We start from the raw sequence: 23,599 nt of genomic DNA, 5'->3' as shown, positions 1-23,599 counted from the left end.
AGTGAGATCACCAGCCGCAACGGCCAGGAGCCCTGCCGCGTTACGGTCCTCGACCACCAGCCGCCATCACCCACGAACCACAGGATGAGAAACGCTCCGTCAGACGATCAAGACCGCAGACTTCCGTCCGTAACCTGCACGAGCACGTCCGTAGAACGTCACATCACCCCCTCTGGCCAACACGTTCGAAGAGTGCGAGGGCTCACTGCTGCTGCGATGCGGACGGTGAGTAGGAGTGCACCTTCGGTCGCTTCCTTGTGCTGCGGCTGCGGGCGCGTACGGACCGGGGCGTCTCTTCGCTTGCCTCGAACCCCAGCACAACGCTGTACCCTGCGTGAGCACGCTGCAACCCGAAGTCCCGCAACTGCCCGACGCTGGTTCCCACGGTTCCGGCCAGGCCATGTTTCACCAACTCCGCGAAGTCCGAGTTAATGAAGTAGCGGCTCACTCTTTCGTAACTGAAAATGCGCCCACCCTTTTTCGAGTGTGCAGTTGTACGCATGGGATCGATGGTGATGCTTCTGTCGACCGTCCCCACAGTGTTGAAGCGCTGAACCAACCCTAGCCGGGTAATGAAGCAGCCGGGTTTGTTGTCGCACGCCAGAAACGCTAACCGGGTACCGGTTTCGGATGTGTCGAGCCTTGTAGGCAGGGCTTTTGTGAAGCGTTCTGTACGAGCCGGTCGGCTTCGTTCATGGCCTTTCTGGTCTGAGGTGAGGGCCACTATGTACGTCACGAGCGGGACCTTATCGACACCGCCGGAACAGTGGAAGGGATGGGCACACTGCTTCGTACGGTGGGTAGACGTACGGGCGCATTCGATGGACTGTACGAATTCGGGTTGGCCACTCTGGTCGTTCTCTTCAGCAAGGGGAACTGGCACGTGGGCACCTGGAGGTGGGCCTCGAATGACGACCGACCACGTCGAACCGGCGGTCCCGGGTGGGGAGCGCGAGCGGGAACCGAGTCCGTCGGACAGCCTGCGCACGTTCGGGGCCGTCGTCCAGGCGCTGCGCGAGCACGCGGGGCTGAGCCGGGCGGAGTTCGGAGAGTTGTGTGCTTCTTCAAACACACGGTGGAGTCGGTGGAGTTGGGACGGCGGATGCCGGACGACTCGTTCGTGGAACGGGCGGAGGAGGTGCTGGGCAACACGGGGGCTCTGCGGAGGGCGGCCCGGTTCCTGACGCGGGGAGAGGCGGGGCTGGCGGCGTGGTTCCGGCAGTGGGCGAAGCTGGAGCGGAGGGCGGTGAGCCTGTGCACGTATGAGTGCCGGCTGGTGCCGGGGCTGCTTCAGTCGGAGGGGTACGCCCCGCGCGGTCTTCGAGACGCGTATTCCACCGCTGTCCGATGAACAGATGGAGGCACAGGTGGCCGCCCGTATGAAACGGCAAAGCCTCATCCGGGAACGACCCAACACCTCCTTCAGTTTCGTCGTGGAGGAATACATCGTGCGGCGCCCTCTTGGCGGGAGCCAGGTACTACGCGACCAGTTGGACCACATGCTGGACTTCGCCCGGCTCCGCAATGTGTCCGTGCAGGTCATGCCTACTCACACTGTGTCCCATGCGGGGCTGGACGGTCCGCTTGCCTTGCTGAAGACCCCGGAGGGAAAACGCCTGGCGTACTCCGAAGGACAGGAAAGCGGGCGATTGATCACTGATCCGAAGCAGGCTGCCGTTCTCCACAGGAGGTATGCGACACTCCGCGCACAGGCCCTTGCCCCTCACGGCTCTGTGGGCCTGTTGGAGCGGATCAGAGGAGAACTATGAGCAACGTCCAACTGGCCTGGTTCAAGTCCAGCTACAGCGGCACGGCCGGCGACAACTGCGTGGAGGTCGCTGTCACCGAACAGGCCGTCCGCGTACGGGACTCCAAGGACGTGACGCGTCCCTCCCTCGCCGTCGGCCGGGACAGCTGGACACGCTTCGTGGCGTTCTCTCGAGGAGAGTGACGTTCTCTCGAGGAGATCACCGTGCCACCCCGCTTCGAGACCGCTCGCTTCCACGTCGAGTCGGGACCGGACTCACTGTTCATTCGTATCCGCCACATCATGCGTGAACCGATACGGCTGAAGGCGCACGGCGCGCATGCCGCCCAGCGTCTGCAACAGCGCGGTGCGCCTCTGGAGGAGCTGACGTGCTTCGACCTGGAAAGCTGGGAACTCGTTTCCGCCGAAGTGCGCACCGACACCGGCAAATGGGTGAAGTCGACCTGGCGAGTACGGGCGGATGCGCGTGACTGGTGGGTGGTGATCGGGCTGGGCAACGCCCTTGTCACCGTCATCGACGTGGACCCGTGGCGCCGCGGGAGGGGGCAGAACATCGTCACCGGAGGGCCACTGTACGCACACGTCGAGTCTGTCAATGCCGACCTCATGCGTGGTGCATGAGGCTGGGCTGAAAGCGGGTGGCGAACGCGGCGCCCCGCTCGCCGTCGTGCACGCGGTGGGCGTCCGGCCGGAACCCGGACGCCCACCGCCTTCAGTTGTTGATCAGTGGCTTCCGGCAGGCCCCTCAAGAAGCACCAGACCCGAAGTCCCTTCCACGACCGCGTTCCTGGCGATGAGCGCGTCGATGTCCTTGTCGAAGGCGGCCCGAATGTCGGCTCCCAGACGCAGCCACCCGAAGAATCTGGCCGTTTCCCTGGCGAGTTCCTCACGGCTCAGCCCCGGAGACTCGGAGAGGACACCCATCAGGGCCACCTGCCGTTCGGCCGGGGGGACCTGCGAGACCTTCTTGCGGTCGAAGTCCCCGCTCGGCGTGCGAGCCGTTGTGACCTCGCGGCCCGGCAGATCCCATGCCGTGCCCGACCGCACCGCCCGTTTCTTGTTCCTCAACCGCTGCAGCGCCTTGCGGACGCTCGCCTGCACGATTTGCCCCGCCCGGTCGAGGCCCCAGGCCTCCCGCATCCTGCCGATCAGTACGTCCTCCTCGATGGGACCCTCGACCGAGATGATGTGACGGGCCACCTCCGCCACCAGGCCGAGCGCTTCCGGCTCGCGGAGATCGATGGCTCCGAGCCCCGTCTGTGCACCCAGCACGCGTCGCAGCTCGGCCAGCTCCTCGAGACGCATGGCGCGATAGGGACGGCTCCACGCCGAGCGGTCCGACTCCTCAACGGGAACGATCGCGACCTCGGCCGTCACCGGCTCGGTCACCACGACCGGTTCCGGCTCCGGGGCCGATGCATGAGGATCAATGGCACACGCGGCCTCGACCGCCTCACGCAGCCGCTTCTGCGCCTCCCTACGGTTGCGGTACCAGTCGGTCCCCCAGATCCGGTACAGGTTCCATCCCAGACCGCGAAGGATCTCCTCACGGAGCCGGTCACGGTCACGGGCGACGCGTGAGGAGTGGTACATCGCGCCGTCGCATTCGATTCCGAGCGCGTACGTACCAGGTGCGCCAGGGTGCCGGACCGCCATGTCGATCCGGAAGCCGGCCACGCCCACCTGGGGCTGCACGTCGTAACCCCAGCCGCGCAGAGTGTCGAGGACGTCCTCCTCGAACGGACTCTCCGGTGCGGCGTCCGGGTCCGGTGCGGCCGTCTTCAGGACTGCGGGCCCCTGCTCCGCGTACTGCAGATACCGCTTGAGATGCTGCACGCTCTTGTTCGTGCTGTCCGGCAGGTCCGAACCGTGGAAGGAGGCCACGACTTCCACCCGGTGACGAGCGCGGGTCACCGCCACGTTCAGACGCCGCCAGCCGCCCTCGCGGTTGACCGGACCGAACGTGGAACGCAGCTTTCCCTGAGCGTCAGGGCCGTATCCGATCGACAGGATGATCACGTCACGTTCGTCACCCTGCACCGTCTCCAGGTTCTTCACGAAGAAGCCGCCGAGACGGTCCTCGGTGAAGTACGGGTCGAGGTCGGGCCGACTCTGACGCGCCTTGATGACGGCGTCCTCAACAGCGTCCGCCTGCGCCTTGGAGAGAGTGACGACTCCCAGGGTCAGATGAGGCCGGGTCGAGAAGTGGTGGATCACCCGTTCAGCCACCAGCTCGGCCTCTCGGACGTTGTCGCGCCGGTTGCTGCGGTCGTAGACGCCGTCGGCCTTGTAGAAGGCGACTCCCACATCGTGGCCGTCTGTGACGGCACCCGGGAACACGACCATGGAGTTCTCGTAGAACTCGTGGTTGCTGAAGGAGATCAGGTTCTCGTGGCGGCTGCGGTAGTGCCACCGCAGTGACAGCTCACGGAGCACTCCGCTCGCCACGCAGGCATCCAGGATGGACTCGAAGGAGTCGGGTACCTCCTCGTCCCACTCGTCGTCCTCGTCCGCATCACTGCCTGTGCTGAAGAAGGAGGTCGGCGGAAGCTGCCGTCGGTCGCCGGCCACGATCAGGGCGTTGCCGCGGTAGATGGCGTTCACAGCGTCCTGCGGCAGGACCTGGGACGCCTCGTCGAAGATCACCACGTCGAAACGGAAGTCCGGTGGCAGGTACTGGCTGACTGCCAGAGGACTCATCATGAAGCAAGGCTTGAGTCGCTGTACGACGTCACGTGTCTCGTCCAGCAGCCGCCGCACCGGCATGTGCCGTCGCTGCAGTTTCGCCTGACGGCTCAGGAGCGCGGCCTGCCCCGCCGTCGTCCGGCGGGGACGTCGCGCATTGCAGGCGGTGATCACCGTGGCGTGGGCGGCCTGCACCAGCGCACGGTCCAGTCGGCGGTAACGCTCCACCAACTGATCCCGGTCGGTGGCCCGTACCACCGCGAGACGGCTGTCGGTCGCAAGCTGGTGCTCCACCCAGGCACGCAGGACGGCGCGCTCCACAGCGTCGGGGAACAGGGACGCCGGCACTTCGCGGTCCGCCAGCTGCGCCGGCAGCTCCTCCAGCCCGTAATCACTCAGCACTTTGTGGGCCTCGGCGGAACGGAACCAGGCGTCGGGACCATAGGGATCAGCGGACATGCGGTCGAGGAGTGCGCGCGCGGAAGCGAATCCCTTCTTCAGTTCCGCGCTGATTTCTGCTGCCCGAGGCGGTTCGAAGTGTCCGGTGAGCGCGTCCATCCGCTGCAGCCAGTCGCGGTGACGACGCTCCACCGACGTGTCGGGTGCCGTGTGCAGCAGCAGGTGCGCCGCTTCGGGCAGCAAGGGTGCCGCGGTGTTGGCGGCGGAAGCGGTACGCCTGACTCTGAGGGCCCAGTCCAGGGCGCTGTGAACGGTCTCCCGGGAGGTGTCGATCCCCTCGTACAGGTCGCCCAGCAGACGGTGGTGCTCCGCATCGGCGCTCAGGAATTCGTCCTCGGCGGCGCGGGCCGCCACCACGGCGGCAACGGAGGCACGGGCCCTGCCGAGCGTCAGCCAGTCGGCCTGACCTCTGGTGGATTCCCCCGGAGATCCAGCGGTACGAGCCACCGAGTGGATCAGAGAAGCGGCATCGTCGAGGGGCTCGAGATGCGCACGCAGCCAGGCCATGCACTCGGACAGGGAGCGGGCACGCAGGGCGTGACCAGCAGGAGCGAGGTCGGCCGAGTCCGTGAAAGTCTCCCAGGCCGTGCACTCCGCCCGCAGACGGGCGGCTGTTTCGAGCAGTCCCGGAACAGCGGGCCGGCCGGCGCCGAGCGCGTGAACGAGCCTGCCGCGACGTGCCGCGTCGGACAGGACCGGTCCGGCGAGCCGGTGGGCATCGGATGCGGCAGCGAGCGCGGCGGCCAGGGCGGCGGTACGGGGACGTCCGTCCGGCGCGTACCCGCCCAGGAGGCCGACGGCGTCGGGGTCAGCCGCTGTCGTCCCCGGCCTGCTGTCCGTCGCCGACAGCCGTACGGCACGGAGCAGCAGCTCGTCCTCCACCGCTGTGTCACTGTCGGTACGCGGTTCCTCGTCGAGACGCGTATCGAGCCCCGCGTACCAGGTGCCCAGCAGTTCGCGGTCGTGTGCTTCCTGGGCTGCGAACGCCGCATCCTCCTGCTGCGCCGCATGTGCGGCGGCAATCGCCGTGCGTGCCGAGGCGAGCGTGTGCCCCTTCCCTTCGGGGAACTCCCGTCGCCCGATCTCCTGGACGGCGTCCATGAGACGTACGGCCTTCTCGAGCACCGGCACGTGAGCGCGCAGCCAATGGGCTGCCGCGGCCGGACCGAGACGCTCCAGGCCAGGACTGTGCTCGCGGAGTCTCGGCTCCTGGAGTGCCGAAGCCCATGTGCGCAGGTTTTCCTCCAGCCGCTTGCCGTGCTCGAGAACAGCGGGGTCAGGAAGGGATCCGTGAGCCAGCTGGGCGGCCAGACGGCGGCGACGGTCGGGGTCGGCCACCACGGCCGGTGCGAGCCGGTGGGCGTCCTCCGCCTGACGCAGCGCGCTGTCCAGCGCGGCGAGATCGGGCAGGCCGTCATGTGCGTAGACGCCGAGCAGTTCCTCATGCTCGGCCACTGCGGCCAGCACGGCCTGGTGCGCCTGCTGCCAGGCCGATGCCTTGGCCAGCTGCTCCTGCAGGCTGCTGTGCCAGGAACCGCGGACGCTGACCCTGCCGATGAGTTTCCGGTCGGCCCGCACCTGGGAGGAAAGCCCAGCCGCGAAGCGTCGGCCGTTTTCGGAGAGTCTGCTCACCGCTTCGGTCAGACCCAGGGTATGGGGCGTGTCGGGACCGAAGACGCCGTGTGCCTCCTGCCGTGCCTTGTCGAGGTCGTCCATGAGGCGGTGCAATTCGTCGACGACGCGGCGGGCAGTGGGCAATACCGCGGGGTCGAACCAGGATCCGGGAGCGCGGTGGGCGGTAGCCGCCAGTGAGGCCAGGTCCGTCACGGACCGCGTTTCGGAGGCAGTGTCCGGAGGGTCGGAGCCGAGCAGAGCCGCCGCCTTCACTGCGTGCTCGGCGGTGTCCTCCAGCATGTCGGCGAGAGCACTCCAGCGGGAGGCGAGCGAGTCGGCCTCGTCCCGGCCGAGGCTGGAGAAGTCGGCGCCGGGCGGTTCCATGGCACCGAGGGCGAGTTCCGCTGCATCCGGCTGCCAGGACAGGTGGGATGGCACGCGGGCCCAGCCGGGCCCCGCGTGCTCCTGCGCGGTCGTCCGTGCCGCGATCGTACGGTCCCGGCACGCACGGAACTCTCCGACGGCAGCCGCCACGACATCAAGTGCCGCCTGCTGTGCGGCGGCGAAACCCTCGGGGCTGAGCCACGTCTCAAGCGGACGATGCGGGACGGCGGACAGTTCCGCCAGATCGCACAAGGCTGTTGTGCCGGCCAGTGAGGACGGCTCGTCCACGCCAAGAACCCGTGTCAGCTCGCGGGCAGAGGCGGTGGCACTCTCAAGCAGCTCCACAGCCTTTCTGAAGCCCTTGGCCAGGTCCTTGGCCTGCTGTTCGGTGAGGTTAGTCAGGTCCAGGCCCTGCGGGCTGAGGGTGGCCAGTGCCTGTTCCGCGGCGGGCGGCTCGGGGCGCAGGCGCGGAGACACCTCCTGCCAGCGGTCCCCCATGACGTCCCGTGCGCTCTGCTGAGCACGCTGTACATGACGCAGTGCGGCAAGGAAGGACTCGACCGGGTCGGTCACGGTATGCGCGAAATCGGCATCGGTGAGCCACCACTCGGGCACGGGCAGCCGTTCATCCAGCAGATCGAGCAGTCGAATGAGCCGGTCCACCTGGTCCCATGAGGTGAACGCCGCACTGTTGACGTTGAGAGGCTGATAGCGGTCGAGAGCGGACAGAAGTCCGTTCAGGGCAGTGCGTGCCTCTTCCAGAGCGGGACCGGGGTGAGGCTGGTCCGTACGCAGCCCGCGCCAGGGAAAGCCAGGGTCGGCCACTGCCTGCCAGGCGGCACTGACGGCGTCCGCGGCCTTGAGCACATTCTCCAGGTCGGCGGCAGAGAAGGAGGCGACGTCGAAGCGCCGGGTCACCCCGTCACCGGAACCGGAGAGGTAGGCGACAGGGGCGTCGTCGAGAAGGCCCACCCGGCCGATGACATCATGCAGTGTGCGGCCCAGAGGCTGACGCACCTCGTTCATCGCGGTGGCGTACGCGGACAGCGCTTCACGGTCAAGGCGCGCCTGGGCTTTTTCCTGGGCGGGAAGTTCAGCCGCCTGGGGCTGCTCGGAGAGCGCACGACCCAGCTCCTGCGCCACGGCCTTGCGGCTGGTGTTGCGGCTGTGCAGGGCGAAGGCGTAGGAGTCCAGTCCGACCGACTTCAGGCGCTGCAGCACGACGTCCAGTGCCGCGGCCTTCTCACTGACGAACAGCACACTGCGGCCGGCGTGCATGAGTCCGGCGATGATGTTGGTGATGGTCTGGCTCTTGCCTGTTCCCGGAGGCCCGTCGAGCACAAAGGACTGCCCCGCCACAGCTGCCGCGACAGCCTGCCGCTGCGAAGCGTCCGCGTCCAGGACCAGCGGAGTGTCCTCTGGAGGCGCCACTTCGTCGATCCGCTCCGCCGGTACTTCTTCGAAGTCGAAGCGGTCGGAGGCAAGGGCATCGCCGGGCCCGACCGCGACCGCGCGCACCAGATCGCTGGCCAGGATCCGGTCCTCGTTCTCGAGCAGGTCCCGGTACATCGATTCCTTGTGGGAGGCAAAGAGCGCTATGACGGCGCGTTCCTCCACCTCCCACCGGGACTTCCCGGACACTGCCTTGCGCACGGCCTCGACCACTGCGGTCACATCCCGGCAGTCGGCTTCCGCGACGGGCGTCCAGTCGATGCCGAACTGCTCCAGCTTGATGGGCAGCGCAGGATTGAGCTGCGGGTCCTCGTCGGCATTCGCCTGGAGGAGCACTTGTCCCGTGGGAGCCAGCACGAGTTCGACAGGGAAGAGGATCAGCGGCGCATCACTGCTGGTGGTGGCCCCGTCCTCGCACCAGCGCAGCATGCCGACGCCCAGATGAAGGGTCCACAGGCCGTAGTCGTTGAACACTTGCATCGCTTTGGAGCGAAGAGTGCGCAATGCCCGCTGCAGAGCGGGGGCCGTGGTCTTCTGCGTGACGATGTCGTACTCGCCGGGCGGAGGGCACGTGGGCTCCTCGTCCTCGACGGACGTGTCGTCGGGGAGAGCGGCGAAGGACAGAGCGCGGTTCTCCAGCAAGCTCACCAGCGTCGACGGTGCGGGGGCCGATACCTCGAGCGTGGAGGTTCGGGTGTGCCGGAAGTTCAGCAGCCGATTGCGCCCGCTGAGATCCACGAGTGACGTACGCCAGTTCGCCAGGACCGCCTTGAATTTTTCCAGATTGTCGCCGCTCCCGAATGCGTTCGGATTGGTCGTCACGGCTATCCCTGCTCTCACGTCCCACAGCTCAGGCCCGACGAGGGACAGCGCGGACTTCTCCAGGGCACGGCAACGCGGGCAAGGCCGGCGTTCTCCGACTGATCCCCTCCATGCGACATTTTCGCCTTGTCGCACTCGCCCCCGCGGACGGACGGATTCTATGGGGAGGTTGTGAAAATCAGAAGCGGACCTTGTGGTCAGCGCTCCCCAAGTGCTCCATCACCACCTGATGAGCCCGCCACCCGTCCGGGAACTTCGGCGGTACGTCCAGGTACACCGGGCTGCTCCGCGGGTGACGGTCCAGCAGGTCGGTGATGCCCGCGCGGGCCACCACGATGCACGCGAAGCGGTGCCGGGACAGCAGGACGCACAGGCGGCCGGTCTCCAGATGGAACGCGGAGGCGTCCTGACGGCCCGACAGCGGATGCCAGACGAGGGTGACGTCGAACTCGCGGCCCTGGAGGCGGTTGGCGGTGTCCACCGTGATCGCCGTCAGACCGCGGGCGGAGAGCCGGGACCGCACCGCGTCCACCTGGACCGTCCGCGCCGCGCCGATCGCGATGCGGTCCTCGGTGAGCCGCTTGCCGTTCACCAGGGCGCCGCGCTCCAGGAGGCGGGCAGCCGTCGCGGCGAGGGCTTCGGCGACCTCCGGATCGTCGTCCAGGGTGTGCCGGGCGGGCAGTTCCAGCAGGCCCCAGCCCGATTCCGCCGCGCGGGCCAGGACGGCGTCCTGCGGGGTCGTACGGTGCGCGGCGCTGCTGTAGGTGAGGACGCGGTCGGCGGCCTTCGTGCCGGAGATGAAGGAATAGAAGGGGTAGAACGCCTTCTGCACCAGCGGCGCCGCCATCTCCGGAAGACGCCACGAGACCGGCAACTGGTGCCGCTCCAGGTTCTCATTGTGCGCGAGGGTGACGTCGACCGCGTTGCGCAGCGGGTCCCAGGTCAGGCCCTGCCAGCGGTCGGTGTCCACGGTGGCGAAGGGGTCCAGCTGGCCAGGGTCGCCCACGAAGAGGACACGGGAGTCCTCCAGACCGAAGAGGGGCGCCGTGGCGAGCAGGGCGTCCGAGCGCATCTGGTACGCCTCGTCGACGATCGCCCAGCGCCACGGGGCGCACGTGGCGGGCTTCACGTACGACCACTTCTTCGCCGTGGAGACGACGACCGGAAGGTCGCGCAGATCCGTGATCTCCTTGCTGCCGGTCACGTTGGGGTGCCGGCGGACACGCTCGGGGAGCGTGAAGGTGCTCGCGTGCAGGCGGCCGAGCGGCAGGTCCGGGTACTGCCGTGCGATGTTGTCGACCAGGTCGTCGACCTGCTCGTTGGTCTGCGCGACGATCATCAGCTGGTGTCCGGCCGCCGTGAGGTGGCCGGTGGCCCGCTTGACGAGGGTGGACTTCCCGGCGCCGGGCGGGGAGTCGACCACCACACCCCGGCCGGTGGTCGTGTCCAGGCTCGACAGGATGCCCGCGACGGCCCGGTCGGCGAGTTCGCCCGGAGCGGCAGAGGGGGCAGTCTCGGGAGCAGCCGTCATTCCCAGATCTCCTCCGCGTCCTCGTCCGTCGGTTCGTACGGTTCGGGCGGCCCGCCGTGCGTCCACGGAGTGTCCTCCTCCGCGGGCAGAACGGACGGCATGGCCTGCGGGTCGACGGAGGTGTACGTGACCGTCTCGCCGACCTCGGCCAGGGTGCCCGGCGGGGCGGGCGGCTTGCGTGCCCTGTTGAAGCCGCCGTTGAGCTGGATCACCACGGTGTGGCTCTCGCCGTCCGGGAGAATCTCGACGATTTCCGCCTTCTGCCCGGGCCGCGCCGGGCACTTGATCTCCGTGCCGGGGGTGAGGCGCACCGGCAGCTCGGTGCGCACGGTGATCGTCGGGCGCCATTTCGGGGCCCGTGCTCCCGGCACGAAGCGGTCTTCGTCGCGGGCCGTGACCACTCCCGTGAACGCCTCGCCCGTCAGCTCGTACTCCGCCATCACCAGCGGGTCGTCGAACGCCCGCTGCGCGTCGTACCGTGCCATCGCCTCCTCCATGCGCGCGAGGCGGCGGGCCGCGCCCACGGCGTGGTCACGACGGGCCTGGGGGCGGCCGTCCTCGTCGAGGTAGGCGGCGTACTCGGTGAACAGCCTCCGGTCGTACGACCACCGCTCGGCCACATGTCCGCCCTCGGGCAGTTCGCGCAGCAGCTCCACACCGCGCCACACCAGTTCCCAGGTCGGCAGCATCTGGCCGTGCAGCTCGCGGTCGATCTGGCGGCCGACGGCCTCCCGGCCGCGGTCGTCGCCGGCCTTGTCGTAACGGGACATCAGGTCGTGCAGCGTCCGGTCGAAGACGACATCGGTCGCCGGTCCGGTCGGCGGGAAGCGCAGCGGATCCTCCGCCTCCCGGGCGGCCTGTGCGCCTGTCTGCCCGTCGGGCGGGTCGATCCAGGCGAGCAGCGAGGCGAGGTGGGAGTCCTCGGCAGGACTCTGCCCGGTCGCCCAGTGGGCGGAGAGCAGCCGTGTCATGGCCTGCAGCAGGCAGGAGCCGGGGAACTCCGCCCGGTCGGCGAACCAGGTCAGCCACTTGCCGAGAAGGGGCACGGACGGGTCCACGGCGTACGGCCCCTCGACGGCACGCAGCCGGGTCAGCCGGCCGAGCAGCCGGACGTACGCGATGCCCTCACCGCCCGGCACCAGGAGCTGAGGCGCGCGCAGGAAACGCTGCCGCTCCTCCTTGTCCGCCCCGCGGCCCACGGTGTATGTCTCGGTGTCCGCCGTACGGCACTGGTCGATGTACGGCAGCAGTAGCGCGGCGAGGCGCTCGACGAAACGGAAGCGTTCGGCCCGATTCCTGGGCTGGCGCACCGTCAGAAGTGCCGGCTGCTTCGGGTCGGTGCCCGCGAGGGCGGCCAGCGGGGCGCACGCCTCTCCGGCGAGGGTGAGGGGGACCAGGACGAACGGGTGGTCGTCGACATGGCTGTGGCGTACCGTCGTCAGCCGTTCGGCGCGGCCCGTTGCGGTGGCCCGGAGCGCGGCCACGGCGGCGAGCGTACTCATGCGACCTCCCCCCGGCGCAGTCGGCGCAGGCGATCCGCGGTACGCAGCCGGTCGATGGCGGCGGCCTCGGCGGGGCCCGGCGCGTGCGCGCCGTCCAGGTATGCGAGAGCGGTGCGGGTGGAGTCGATACCCGGAAGCGCGTCGCGGACCGTGCCGCCCAGCCGGGCGGGGGAGGCGCAGGCGGTGGCCTCGTCCCGGCAGTAACGGGCCAGCTCGCAGAAGGACAGGCAGCCGGGCGTGTAGGAGGCGTCCAGCGCCCTCACCGAGGCGTCCAGTTGCCCGGCGTCACGGTCCGTGTCGAAGGTCGCCGAGGGCGGCAGGTCCCGCGCCAGGTCGTCGGCGCGACGCAGCCGGTTCAGCTGGAAGCTCAGCGCGTCGAGTTCCTGACGGATGTCCACCAGACGGCCGTAGGGCCGGTTGGAGAAGTCCTTGGGGCAGATGAGCAGGAACTCGTGGGCGATCTGCTCCTGGTCGAGATCCAGTTGTGCGAAGGCGTGGTGCAGTGCGAGGACGGAGACCGCGGCCTGCTTGGCGGTCTGCGCGACGGCCGTCGGGTTCGCCTGACCGTCGATGGCGGGGAAGGAGCGGATCTCGACGACGTAGAACTTGCCACCGACGCGATGGGTCACGGCCTGAGGCTCCAGATAGGCGGTCTGACCGGCGACTTCCAGCGTCAGCACCGGACGGTCGAGGATCAGCCGCTCGTCGCCGCCAGAGGCCAGGCGCGCCAGGAGGTTCCGGGTCTCCTTCGCGCGCCGGGCGAGAGAGGTGTCCCCGCCCACCTCGTTGAGATCGCTGACCCCGGCCTCCTCCACGGGTACGTCGAGCTGTTCGCGCAGCAGCCGGATGAGCTCCGCATAGCCGCCCCACTTCACCAGGGCCTCGAACGCCTGCTCCCGCGCTATGGCGAAGGGCGACTGGCCGAAGCGCGGTTCATAGCCCATGCGCTGGGCCAGCAGGGCCTTGTCGACTCCGGCGGCGTCCAGCACGGCGCGGCGGGAGCAGGCCGGGTTGGCGGTGAGAGCGGTGATCTTGCGCGCGGTGTACGGCTGCGGGGGACGCGGTCCGCGCAGGGCGGCGAGCCGGTCGCCGGGAGGCTCAACAGGGTGCTGCGGAGGCATCTTCTCTTCTTACACGCTGTGCTTCTCTTCTTACACGCTGTACTGGCGTGGTGGTGTGCGATGCGGGCACGACAGCGCCGCCTGCGGGCGTTCCGGCTGGGCGTCAGCGGTCCGCGCTGCCCGTGTCGCGCAGGACGTTGCGCAGGGGTGCGGCGCCGAAGAGCTGCTGGACGTCGGTGAGCTGGGAGCGGGCACGGTCCGCGGCGGCGGCACGTTCGGCGTCGTCCGACTCCCGGTGAACCGCGGCCTCGGTGTGCGCTGCGGAGATCACCCGGGCGGGATCGAGCTCGTCGTCGGCGTACGCGCCGGGGATGTTGAGCGCGAAACGACGCAGCAGCTGCCAGGCGGCCTCCGACGGCGGGTGGCCGGCCGCGGTCATCCGCTGGATCTGCTCGGCGGTGCCGACGGCATGGGTGAGGAAGTCGACACGTGGGCTGAGCGGGCCGATGATCCGCCGTTCAAGAGGCCAGACCGACACGGCCAGCAGACCGCGCGCGGGCGTGAGCCGGTCGTGGGTGAGGGCCGCGCAGATGTAGTACGGGCGGGCGTATCCCTGGGCGTTGAACGAGCGTTCCTCGTCGCGGCGGAGCGAGGCGAGCTTGGTGGCGACGAGCGGTTCGCTGAAGAAGGCCTCGTACACGGAGGAGATGAGCTTCGGGGCGGCGGGGGCGCCGAGCAGGGTGAGTGCCTGGTGCACTTGTTCGCGGACGGGGATGGACCCCTGTGCGGAACGTTTCTCTCGCGCTGCCGGCCGTGGGGGAGGCGCTGTGGACTCTGCCGGAGAGGCAGCCGCGTGCGACGGAGCCCGTTGTCCGCCGGACGCGGCCTCGGCCGCTTCCTCGGCGTCCAGTGCTTCCTCCCAGGCGGCCTCCACCCTGCGCAGCTCGCCGCGAATGCGGGAAGCGGCGGCTTTGTCACGGGCGCGACGGGCCTCGCGCAGCTGAGCGCGCAACTGCGACAGCTGCTCCTCCAGCTCCTCCAGCAATGCGGTCATGCGGGCAGCTTACCGCCCCTGCCATCCAGTTCCAAGATGTACCAATATATTCCAAGGATCTGTGTTGTGAGAAGCGCGGCGCATCCGGGCCGGGAGTGAGCCGGCCGAACTCTGTGCTTCAGCCGGAGGCCCGGAAAGCGGGGACAGGGCGGATGCCGGTGCGTGGTCCGTGCCGCGGTGGGTGCGTGGTCCCTGCCGCGATGGATGATGAGGGACGAGGGCCTGGGGAGGCTGGGGCCCGGGACGGACGGGCGGCGATGACGCGCGTACCTGCCCGTTCCGGGGCACGGCCGAAGCCGGACCGGCCGGATCCTGGTGTGGTCCCCAGGACCCGGCCGGTGCCGTGAGGCATGGCTGTCAGGTGCTCGTGGGCCCGTCAGGTGCGCGCGAGCAGGGAGGCCAGGGCCTTCGCCGTGGCCGGATGCCGGGCCGTCAGGACGGCGCCCGAAGGCGAGGGGCCGGACGCCGCCCACGGGCCGTCGCAGCCCAGCAGGTCCGCCATCGCGTCGCACGTCGCCGGGTGCGCGGCCAGCAACCCGGCACCCGACGGGGACGGGACGTCGGCCTGCGCCCACCCCTGCGGGCAGCCCAGCAGCTTCGCCACCGCGTCGCAGGTCGCCGGGTGGGCCGGGAGCAGGGCGACGCCCCGGCGGTCGTGCCCCGCGGACCGCGTCCGGCGGGTGGCGGGCGGGGTCTGGGGCATCCGCCACGGCGGCACCCACGCGTCCAGGTCCGCCAGCCGGCCCGGGAAGAGCCGTCCGGCCTCGCGGATCAGCAGCGGGGCGAGCTCCGCGGCGCCGGACCGCAAGGTGGTGATGAGCAGGGGCAGCCACGGCAGCAGCACCGCGTCGGGCAGCCGCCCGAACGCGTTCGACACCGCCTCCACGACCACGTCCGCCAGCCCCGGCACCGGCTCCAGCGCGTGGACGAAGCCACTGAGGTACCGGGGATAGGCGGGCACCACCAGCGGATTGTCCAGCAGGGCGTCGCACCGGCTGCGCAGCTCGGCCCGGGACAGCGTGCCGAGCTGCACCTGCGCCGCCCACAGCAGGGCCGTCTTCGCCGGATCCTCGGGATGCGACTGGGCGACCGCCAGCTCCAGCTGCGCCCGGTCGCAGCCCAGCGACAGCGCGAGGCCCTCCATGCTGAACAGGAAGCCGAGCATCGCCGCGACCTGCCCGACCGTCGCGTCCTCGTCCCGGAACGCCACCGGCAGCAGGGTGCAGTAGTGGGCGTAGCCGGTCTTGGCGAACGACTCGATCCACGAGGGCAGCGCCGGTTCGCTGGTGCGGTAGTACGTCAGCAGCCCGCGTATCCGGCGCAGCACCTCCGGCGCGCCGTCGACGCTGCGCTCGGTGGCGAGCACCTTCAGCGCGTGCGTGCCGAGTTCGTCGGCGAGGCGGTGACTGTTCAGGTACAGGAGCGCGTCCTCGACCGCCGCCAGGACGGTCCCCGCGGTCGCCTGGGGCCCGTACGCCTCGCGCCGCAGCCGCTGCTCCAGGACCTGCTCGAGGCTGACCCCCTCGTAGCCCAGCTCGATGAGGGCCCGCTGGTGCTTGCCGAGCGCCAGGTCCCACGACTCCTGGATCGACCGCTCACCGAGCCGCCGCTCGCCCATGATCGGCCGTGCCGCGCCGTGCGGCATCAGCCGCCGCAGCATCCACAGGACGTCGGAGCACGCCCGCAGCTCCGGCTGGGAGGCCATGTCCAGCAGGGCCCGCTGCACGGTGCGCTGCTGGAGCTTCAGCCCCAGCGGCGCGAGCCGGTCGTACACGTCACGGGCCAGCGGCGGCAGCGCCTCGTAGCCCACCTGGCCGACCCGGTCGCCGCCCATCATGATCTCGACCAGGCGCCGTACGTCCCGCCGCCCGGGCACGGTGTCCTTCTCGATGCAGGTGACCGCCGCGTCCTGGAAGTCGTACGGCGTGGGCTTGGCCCGGTCCCGCATCCCGGCGAGCAGGATCGAGGTCTCGAAGACGGCGATGGCGTCGGCGGTGGAGGCCAGATAGCCGTTGCGCCGTGCCGCGCGCACGATGTCCACCGACCAGCCGAGCAGCTCGGCCTCGTCCAGGGCGTCGAGGACGGGCGGCCGGCGCAGGAAGCCGGACAGCCGGTCCCCGGCCGGCGGCTCCTGCGCGGGAACCGCCGCCTGCCCGCCCCGGGGCCTCGGCGTCAGGGACTTCTTCGCCGAGGACTTCTTCGCCCCTGCCTGGCCCGTCAGCCGGTACGGCTGGACGCGGGTGCGCTTGAGCGCCTTCGCCCACTCCGCCGCGGCGATCGACACCGAGCCCGGGGCGAGGCCGAACTGCGCCTCGATCGCCGCATGACTGGACGGGATCAGCCCGTACTGCCAGGTGGTGCCGGTGCGCGGCGGGATCTCGAACGTGCCAGTGGTGCCGTGCAGGCCGAACTCCTCCACACGGCTGACCGCGTGGAACGCGCCGCACACATACAGGCAGTCCTCCGGGGCGGTGCCGGTCGCCGCCAGGTGCTCGCGTATCCGGGTCCACATGTACCGCTCGCGGTCCTCGTCCACCCGGAGCCGGCCGACGTCGCCAGGGGCGAGACGGCGGAACAGGCTGCCGATGAGGAACATCACCTGGCGGTAGGTGTCGTGGTCGCTGGTGCCGAGCGGCACCTCGACGTACTGGTGCCACCACTCCGACCAGTGCCGCACCTTGCCGTGGCGCAGCAGATGCTCCTCCAGCTCGGCGAAGCGCGGCCGCAGGTCGCCGATCTCGACGCCGACGGCCTCGCCGTGCAGCGCGGCCTCCGCCTCGGGCGCCTTGTCCGCGGAGGTTCCGGGGGCGTCGTCGGTCTTCCTCGCCGTCCGCCCGTCGCGCAGGTCCCACTGGAAGACGTGGTCCGCGGACCGGTCGACCAGGACCAGTTCGACGCCCGGGGTGTCGAGCGCGTAGGCGATGGCCTGGTACTCGGCGGACGCCTCGGTGACCGGGGCGACGACCGACAGCGGCGCCCACTCCCGGGGGAAGCCGTCGACGTCCCCGGCGAACGCCTGCACCGCCACCGGCAGCCGGCAGTTGCGCAGCTCGGTCAGGAGCGGTGCCATGTCCTCGCACAGTTCCAGGTAGACGACCTTGGGCTGCTTCTCGCGCAGACGCCGGGCCATGGCGAGCGCCGAGGCGGGGGAGTGGTGGCAGACGGGGAAGATCTCCAGCGGCTCGTGCACCGCGCGGTCGACGTCGTCGACCATGCCGAGCAGGATCTCCTCCAGGGCGTCGGGCCCGCCCGCGAACGCGGCCGCCGCCTGCTGCAGTTGCTCGCGCAGCGCGGAGAACGTGCTGTCGTGGGTTCCGGTGGTCTTGCTCATCGCGTGCGTGCCGTTCACAACGTTCACGCCGTTCACGACAGGGTGGCGATCGCGTCGCGGCCGCCCTCGAGGAACTCGGTCCAGTGCCCGCCCTCCTCCTTGCTGCGCGGCTCGACGACACCGTGCAGGTACTTGTTGAGGATGGCCAGGTCCTCCGGCTCGCGGCGGGCGAGGGAGCCGACGAGCGAGGAGGCGAGGGTACGGGCGGTGAGGGTGCGCTCGCCGAAGAAGTTGCTGTGCAGCACGGCGTCCTCCAGCACACCGATCTGCTCGGCCGTCGACAGCGCGGACTCCAGCTTCTCGTCGTCGCTGCCGGCCGCCGCGGCGGAGGCCCGCAGATCGGCGAAGCTCTGCAGCAGCACGTCCAGCAGGGTCGGCGGCACCTCCAGGTCGATGGCGTGCCGGCGCAGCAGCTCCTCGGTGCGGAAGCGGACGATCTCCGCCTCGCTCTTCTTGTTCGTCACGACCGGGATGCGGACGAAGTTGAAGCGGCGCTTGAGCGCGGAGGACAGGTCGTTGACGCCCCGGTCACGGCTGTTGGCCGTGGCGATGATCGAGAAGCCGGGCTTGGCGAAGACGATGTTGTCGCTGCCGCTGCTCTCCAGTTCGGGAACGGAGATGTACTTCTCGGAGAGGATGGAGATCAGCGCGTCCTGGACATCGCTGGTGGCGCGGGTCAGCTCCTCGAAGCGGCCGATGGCGCCGGTCTCCATGGCCGTCATGATCGGCGAGGGGATCATCGACTCCCGCGACTGGCCCTTGGCGATGACCATGGACACGTTCCAGGAGTACTTGATGTGGTCCTCGGTGGTGCCGGCCGTCCCCTGCACCACCAGCGTGGAGTTGCGGCAGATCGCCGCGGCCAGCAGCTCGGCCAGCCAGCTCTTGCCGGTGCCGGGGTCGCCGATGAGCAGCAGCCCGCGGTCCGAGGCGAGGGTGACGATCGCACGCTCCACGAAACTGCGGTCGCCGAACCACTTCCGCGGGATCTCGCGGTCCAGGCCGTCGGAGGGCTCGGAGCCGAGAATGAACACGCGGACCATCTTCGGGGACAGACGCCACGAGAACGGCTTGGGGTTGTCGTCGATCGACTCCAGCCAGTCGAGCTCCTCGGTGTACTTGATCTCGGCAGGGGCGCGCAGCAGGTCGGACATGAGAAAAAAGCCTTTCGTACGGTGATCACGAGCGAACGGCAGGAACGGCAAGGCTCGAACGACACGGGTCCGAACGACACGGGTCCGAGCGAGGCGTGCTCGGTGATCGGGCAGATCGGGTGAGATCAGGCGAGATCAGGTGAGATCAGGTAAGAAACGTCTTGAGCTCGTGCACGAGCTTCTTGATGTGACCGGAGATCACCGGAGTCCCGAGGTCCTTGAACCGCTCCCGGAACCACGGGTTGACGCTGCCCCGGCCGGAGCTGGTCACCGAGCCCACCGGGATGAACCTCGTCCCCGAGCGGTGAAGGGCGGCCATGCTCTCGAACAGCTCATGGGAGCGCCACTCGTAGAAGTCGGAGATCCACACCACGACGGTGTTGCGCGGCTCGGCGATCTTCGGCTGGACGAGCTGCATGGCGACGGTGCCGTCGGTGCCTCCGCCCAGCTTGGTGCGCAGCAGCGTCTCGAACGGGTCGTGCGCCCAGGGCGTGAGGTCCAGCGCCTGCGTGTCGTAGGCGATCAGGTGGACGTTCACCTTCGGCAGTCCGGCGAATATGGAGGCCAGGATGGTGCAGTTGACCATCGAGTCGACCATGGAGCCCGACTGGTCCACCACGACAATCAGCCGCTGCGGCGTCGTCTTGCGGCTGGTGTGCCGGTAGTAGAGACGGTCGACGTAGAGCCGTTCCTCCTCCGGGTCCCAGTTGGTCAGGTTCTTCCAGATCGTGCGGTCGAGATCGAGGTTGCGGAAGACCCTCTTGGGCGGCACGGACCGGTCGATCTCGCCGACCGTGGCCTTCTCCACCTGGGTGCGCAGCACCTGCGCGACCTCGTCGATGTAACGGCGGATCAGCGCCTTGGCGTTCGCCAGGGCCACCCCGGAGAGGTTGTCCTTGTCCCACAGCAACTGCTCGATCAGGGACATGCTCGGCGTCAGCTGCGAGGCCAGCTGCGGGTCGGCCAGCACCTCCCGCAGATGCATCCGCTTGACCAGGTCCGCCTCGATGGCGCCGAGCTCCGGGCCGATCTCGGGAACGAGCCGGCTGAGGTCGGGCGTGGGCCTGCCGACACCGGTGCCGGTCGGACTGACCCCGCCTCCGGTCCCCACGCGGTGTCTGCCGCGTCCGCCGCGCAGCTCACCGGGCCGGCAGCCCAGCGCCCGCTCCAGCCAGCCCGCGTCGGACTGCCAGCGGGCCAGCTGCCCGGCGGTGACCGTACCGGGGGCGGAGGCGAAGACGTTCAGCAGCACCTTCGACACAAGTGCCGCGCGCCGCACCTCGGCGGCCCGGTCACGCGCACCGTCCTCCTCCGGCTTCGGGGTCATCAGCCCCTCGAACTCGGCGGCCAGCTCCGGGTGCCGCTGCACGACGGAGTCGACGGACGTCCCCGGGTCGAGCAGCGCGGGCGGCAGGCCGATGTCCTCGACGACGGCGAGACTCGCCGACTCCAGGGCGGCCTGCTCCTCGGGGTCGAAGAGACGGGCCAGCAGACGCCAGTACAGCACCTGCCGCCGGTTGTCGTACGGATCGGGCGCGGGCATCTTCTCCGCGGTCTGTCCGGTCATTTCCGCAGCAGCTTTCCGGCGCGCTCACGCAGCACCTCGACGGCGTCGGTGGCTGCCTTCTCGGCCCGCACGCCCGCCTTGTCCGTCGTCCCTCCGGCCCAGGCCCCGGCGTGCACGGCGACGGTCTTCCTCCCCGCCTTCCGTTCGACGGCGAGCGGCTGGAGCAGGAACTCCCCGGCGTCCCACCGCAGCAGCCCGATGCACGCGCCGGAGGAGGCGACGGCCTCCGGGGTGAGCGGACCGGCGGCCGGGATCCGGCCGGCGTCGACGGAGAGACGCTGCCCGGCGATCCGGAAGGCGACCGCACCGTCCTCCTCCTCTTCCTCCTCGACGGCGTACCCCTCCACCAGGACGGGCACCGCGATCCGGGCCGGATGCCGGTCCAGGGGCGCGGTCGCGAAGGCGGCCGCGGTGGGCAGCGCCACCCGGGCGGTGGTGAAGATCTCCGCGGGCTCACCCGTACGGGCCCGGGCGTCGTCCCAGATCAGGTCGCCCTCGGCGGTGACGGGCATCGCGTCCAGCTCCATGGCACGGCCCTCGCTGACGGCGGCCAGCAGCGACATGCGCGGCCGCAGCAGCTGCCACAGCCCCGCTCCGACGACCGTGTCCGGCTTCGGCGCGGACACCGAGGCCCGTACGAGCCGGGGCACACCGCCGTCCGCGGGCTCGAACACCGCGTGCACCTGGGCCTGTACGGCGGTGGCGTGTTCCTGCAGGTCGATCCCGAGCGGCAGCAGACGGCCGCTCACCTCGGCCGTGGCGGGCGCAGGGGCCGCACCGGGCACGGTCAGCAGCAGGGCACGCGACCACAGGTCGGCCCAGCGGCGCACCGGAACACGCTCCAGGGTCGCCCCCGGGCAGGAGGCGGCGAGTTCGGCGGCGAAGCCGTCGAGCAGCGTGGCCGGACGGCGCAGCGCCGGGTCGGGCAGCATCGCGGAGACCACGGGTGCGGCCCCGGTGACGAGCTCGTGGTCGATGCCCTTCCAGCCGGCCCGCGCCAGATTGCACAGCCACTCACGGGCAGCCACATGGAGATTGGCGGCGTGCTCGTCGCCGTCACCCGGGGAGCCGGCCCCGTCGGCGCCCTCCTCGGCACGCGGCCGTCCGACGGCCTCCTCCACCCGCACGGTCAGCGCGTCGTGCACGGAGCCGAGCAGGGCGGTACGGGCGGCGGCCAGCGCGATGAAGTGATCCTCGCCCGCGGCGCCGGCAGCCGCCTTCTCGGCCGCCTCGGCGACCCGCGAGGCCAGCGGGGACCCGGCGACGGCATCGGCGAGCGCGAACAGCCCCTCCGCCTGGGCGGGCTGCGGACGCAGCAGGCCGGCGACAAGAACCTCGTCGAAACCGTCCACGGCCGCGAGGGCCTCGTCGAGCCCGTCGACGGCGTCGGTCAGCAGATCGGCACGCATCAGGCCACCGCCCTCGTCGTCGGGAACCACTGCATCTCGGGCAAGGGGACGGTGACCGGCTCCAGTTCGAGATACGCCAGATGCCGCAGGAACCGGCTGAACACCTGCGCCGCGGCCGAACGGTCGCCCTGCGCGGGACGCGTGGCGGTCATGGCGTCGATGACGGAGGCCGCGTCGGCTCCGTCGTCCGGGACCTCGACCTTCAGATACCGGGCCACACGCTCGACGCCGTACTGCAGCACGGCCTCACCGACGAGCGCGCGGATGTGCTTGCAGAACCACCCGTGCGCCCCGCCGCAGGGGCGGTTGTTGTTGGTGCTGCATGCGAACGCGTACGTCCCCGCCTCGACCGAGGACACATACACGCGCCCGATGTCCGACCCACTGGACACCACACCCTGCAACCGCCCGTCGGCCAACTCGACGAACGGCACCTTCGCGAGCTTCCGCGGCCGCGAGAACGGCACCACCTGCGCCGTGCTCGACTTCTCCCACACCGACAACGCACCATCTCCAGGCATGCGAAAGGGAACGTTCACGCCACCTCGGCGGAACGTGATCGAAGCTAACTGCGGCCACTGACAACGCGGTTTGAGCGCTGTTGGGGGGCGCCTGGAAGCCGCGTGGGGGAGGGGAGGCGGTCAGGGAAGCTCAGGGAAGCGTGGTGGCGGTACGGCTGCCCGTGACGCGGAGGAGGCGCGGCGCCGCCGGTGCCGTCCTCGGTGAACGGCGTGGTACACCGCCGTCGGGCGGAGCCGACCGGCCGCGTCGCCGCACGGAACATCCCGCGCCGATGGTGGGCGGTGACTGCGGTTTGCCCCGCCACGTCAGAGAGTGATGGCCTCTACCGCATGTGGCCTTCCCTGGCCACTTCTTCGGCCTCCTTCAGTGCGTCGGCGGCCGCTTGGTGCAGCTCTCCCGTGAACGCCGCAACGGACTTGCGCAGGAAGTCGACCACCTCGACAGACGAATCGGCCAACTGGGGAACGAGATTGCAGATCTCGTGAAAGTACTCGGCATCCGTACCGTCGGCATGGCTCAGCAACTGGGGGAGCGCTGCAAGGATTTCGCTTCTGCAGTAGTCCGTGACATCGACGGATCCGCCCTCCAGCCGGCACGCACACCGGTATTCCTGGCGTTCAGGATGGACTCGAGGAGACTCACGGCCTGCGGCGTCAGCGGCGTACCCGTTGCGGCCCAGGTCGTCAGGGCGTCGACGCAGGGAGCGGCGGCGCTGTACAGGTACTCCTGGTTGGCGACCTCGCAGTAGAGAACCTGGCCGGCACGGGCCCGCTCATCGGGGTCCTCCCCGAGAAGGCGTTCCAGGTACGTCCGAAGTTCGGACGCCGGAATGCTCAGCGTTTCCAGGGAGTCCCAGTCCCACTTCTACGAAAAGAGCATGGCAGGCCACCCTCCTACGTCGTTCCAGGTCTGCACGTCTCGTACAGGAACGGCTCTCACATGAAACGAACTCACGCCGAGGCGGACGCGGGTTCCTCCAGCGTGACCGCGACCATCACGGGAAGATCGGTGTCCTCTGCACCACACCGGCGGTCAGGACCCGTCCGTCGAGGGTTCACTTGCGGGCCGCGATGAACTCGTCTTTGTCCGTGGCCGTCAGCTCAGCCTCGGCAAGGTGGCCGGCGAGCGGAGAATGTTCGATCTCGAGGAGGAGCGTGGCCAGCGCCTGCTCGCCCTGTTCGTAGACGGCGTCCAGGTCGTCGAAGCAACCGGACTCGTCGACATCGCGGATCCAGACGGCGAACGAGACACGGACCACCCCGCTGCGGAACGTCTGGATCCATC

At 69.7% G+C, this 23,599-nt stretch carries 15 protein-coding genes and 1 pseudogene; 3 read left to right on the top strand and 13 right to left on the bottom strand.

What is annotated here, in order from left to right; all coding sequences use genetic code 11:
- Window positions 1-202: 202 nt before the first annotated feature.
- Window positions 203-736: a hypothetical protein gene (locus ABD224_RS24405; protein WP_344053474.1), complete on the bottom strand. Its 534-nt coding sequence runs from the start codon at window positions 734-736 to the stop codon at window positions 203-205.
- 172 nt (window positions 737-908) lie between these two features.
- On the opposite strand from ABD224_RS24405, the pseudogene ABD224_RS24400 reads away from it, so the two are divergent.
- From ABD224_RS24400 to ABD224_RS24390, 3 genes and pseudogenes are all read left to right on the top strand, one after another.
- A pseudogene (locus tag ABD224_RS24400) lies at window positions 909-1,769 on the top strand (helix-turn-helix domain-containing protein).
- Window positions 1,766-1,951: a DUF397 domain-containing protein gene (locus ABD224_RS24395; RefSeq protein WP_344053472.1), complete on the top strand. Its 186-nt coding sequence runs from the start codon at window positions 1,766-1,768 to the stop codon at window positions 1,949-1,951. Before ABD224_RS24400 ends, ABD224_RS24395 begins: the two are co-directional and overlap by 4 nt.
- A gap of 21 nt (window positions 1,952-1,972) precedes the next feature.
- Window positions 1,973-2,389, top strand: coding sequence for a hypothetical protein (locus tag ABD224_RS24390; protein WP_344053470.1), 417 nt, complete (start codon window positions 1,973-1,975; stop codon window positions 2,387-2,389).
- Window positions 2,390-2,491: 102 nt separating this feature from the next.
- Here ABD224_RS24390 and ABD224_RS24385 read toward each other — a convergent pair whose 3' ends face one another.
- The 12 genes from ABD224_RS24385 to ABD224_RS24330 form a co-directional block, all read right to left on the bottom strand.
- Entirely contained in the window at window positions 2,492-9,184 is a 6,693-nt protein-coding gene (locus tag ABD224_RS24385; RefSeq protein WP_344053468.1) for a DUF3320 domain-containing protein, read from the bottom strand.
- Between the two features lie 178 nt (window positions 9,185-9,362).
- Window positions 9,363-10,715, bottom strand: a complete 1,353-nt coding sequence (locus tag ABD224_RS24380; protein ID WP_344053466.1) for an AAA family ATPase — start codon at window positions 10,713-10,715, stop codon at window positions 9,363-9,365.
- Window positions 10,712-12,217 (bottom strand): hypothetical protein, encoded by a 1,506-nt coding sequence (locus tag ABD224_RS24375; RefSeq protein ID WP_344053464.1) that lies wholly within the window; start codon window positions 12,215-12,217, stop codon window positions 10,712-10,714. The genes ABD224_RS24380 and ABD224_RS24375 overlap by 4 nt, the downstream gene beginning before the upstream one ends.
- Entirely contained in the window at window positions 12,214-13,338 is a 1,125-nt protein-coding gene (locus ABD224_RS24370) for a hypothetical protein (protein WP_344053462.1), read from the bottom strand. Before ABD224_RS24370 ends, ABD224_RS24375 begins: the two co-directional genes overlap by 4 nt.
- A 103-nt stretch (window positions 13,339-13,441) precedes the next feature.
- Window positions 13,442-14,332 (bottom strand): hypothetical protein, encoded by an 891-nt coding sequence (locus tag ABD224_RS24365; protein WP_344053460.1) that lies wholly within the window; start codon window positions 14,330-14,332, stop codon window positions 13,442-13,444.
- Window positions 14,333-14,708: 376 nt separating this feature from the next.
- Window positions 14,709-17,663: a hypothetical protein gene (locus ABD224_RS24360; RefSeq protein WP_344053478.1), complete on the bottom strand. Its 2,955-nt coding sequence runs from the start codon at window positions 17,661-17,663 to the stop codon at window positions 14,709-14,711.
- A gap of 32 nt (window positions 17,664-17,695) precedes the next feature.
- The gene (locus ABD224_RS24355) at window positions 17,696-18,817 is read right to left on the bottom strand and encodes an ATP-binding protein (protein WP_344053458.1); all 1,122 of its coding nucleotides are present in this window, start codon (window positions 18,815-18,817) and stop codon (window positions 17,696-17,698) included.
- A gap of 145 nt (window positions 18,818-18,962) precedes the next feature.
- Window positions 18,963-20,384 carry a vWA domain-containing protein gene (locus ABD224_RS24350; RefSeq protein WP_344053456.1) on the bottom strand — a complete coding sequence of 474 codons (1,422 nt, stop codon included), beginning with the start codon at window positions 20,382-20,384 and terminating at the stop codon, window positions 18,963-18,965.
- A complete protein-coding gene (locus ABD224_RS24345) occupies window positions 20,381-21,793 on the bottom strand; it encodes a hypothetical protein (protein ID WP_344053454.1) in 1,413 nt (470 codons plus the stop codon). The genes ABD224_RS24350 and ABD224_RS24345 overlap by 4 nt, the downstream gene beginning before the upstream one ends.
- On the bottom strand, window positions 21,793-22,314 hold the full coding sequence (locus ABD224_RS24340; protein ID WP_344053452.1) for a hypothetical protein: 522 nt from the start codon (window positions 22,312-22,314) through the stop codon (window positions 21,793-21,795). The genes ABD224_RS24345 and ABD224_RS24340 overlap by 1 nt, the downstream gene beginning before the upstream one ends.
- Before the next feature lie 323 nt (window positions 22,315-22,637).
- Window positions 22,638-22,772, bottom strand: coding sequence for a hypothetical protein (locus ABD224_RS24335; protein ID WP_344053449.1), 135 nt, complete (start codon window positions 22,770-22,772; stop codon window positions 22,638-22,640).
- A gap of 597 nt (window positions 22,773-23,369) precedes the next feature.
- The gene (locus ABD224_RS24330) at window positions 23,370-23,573 is read right to left on the bottom strand and encodes a hypothetical protein (protein WP_344053447.1); all 204 of its coding nucleotides are present in this window, start codon (window positions 23,571-23,573) and stop codon (window positions 23,370-23,372) included.
- Window positions 23,574-23,599: the final 26 nt, after the last annotated feature.

The organism is Streptomyces thermoalcalitolerans (assembly GCF_039525155.1).
Classification (GTDB): domain Bacteria; phylum Actinomycetota; class Actinomycetes; order Streptomycetales; family Streptomycetaceae; genus Streptomyces; species Streptomyces thermovulgaris.
The sequence above is the reverse complement of the archived record's forward strand: the minus strand, read 5'-3'. Positions and strand labels throughout refer to the sequence as shown.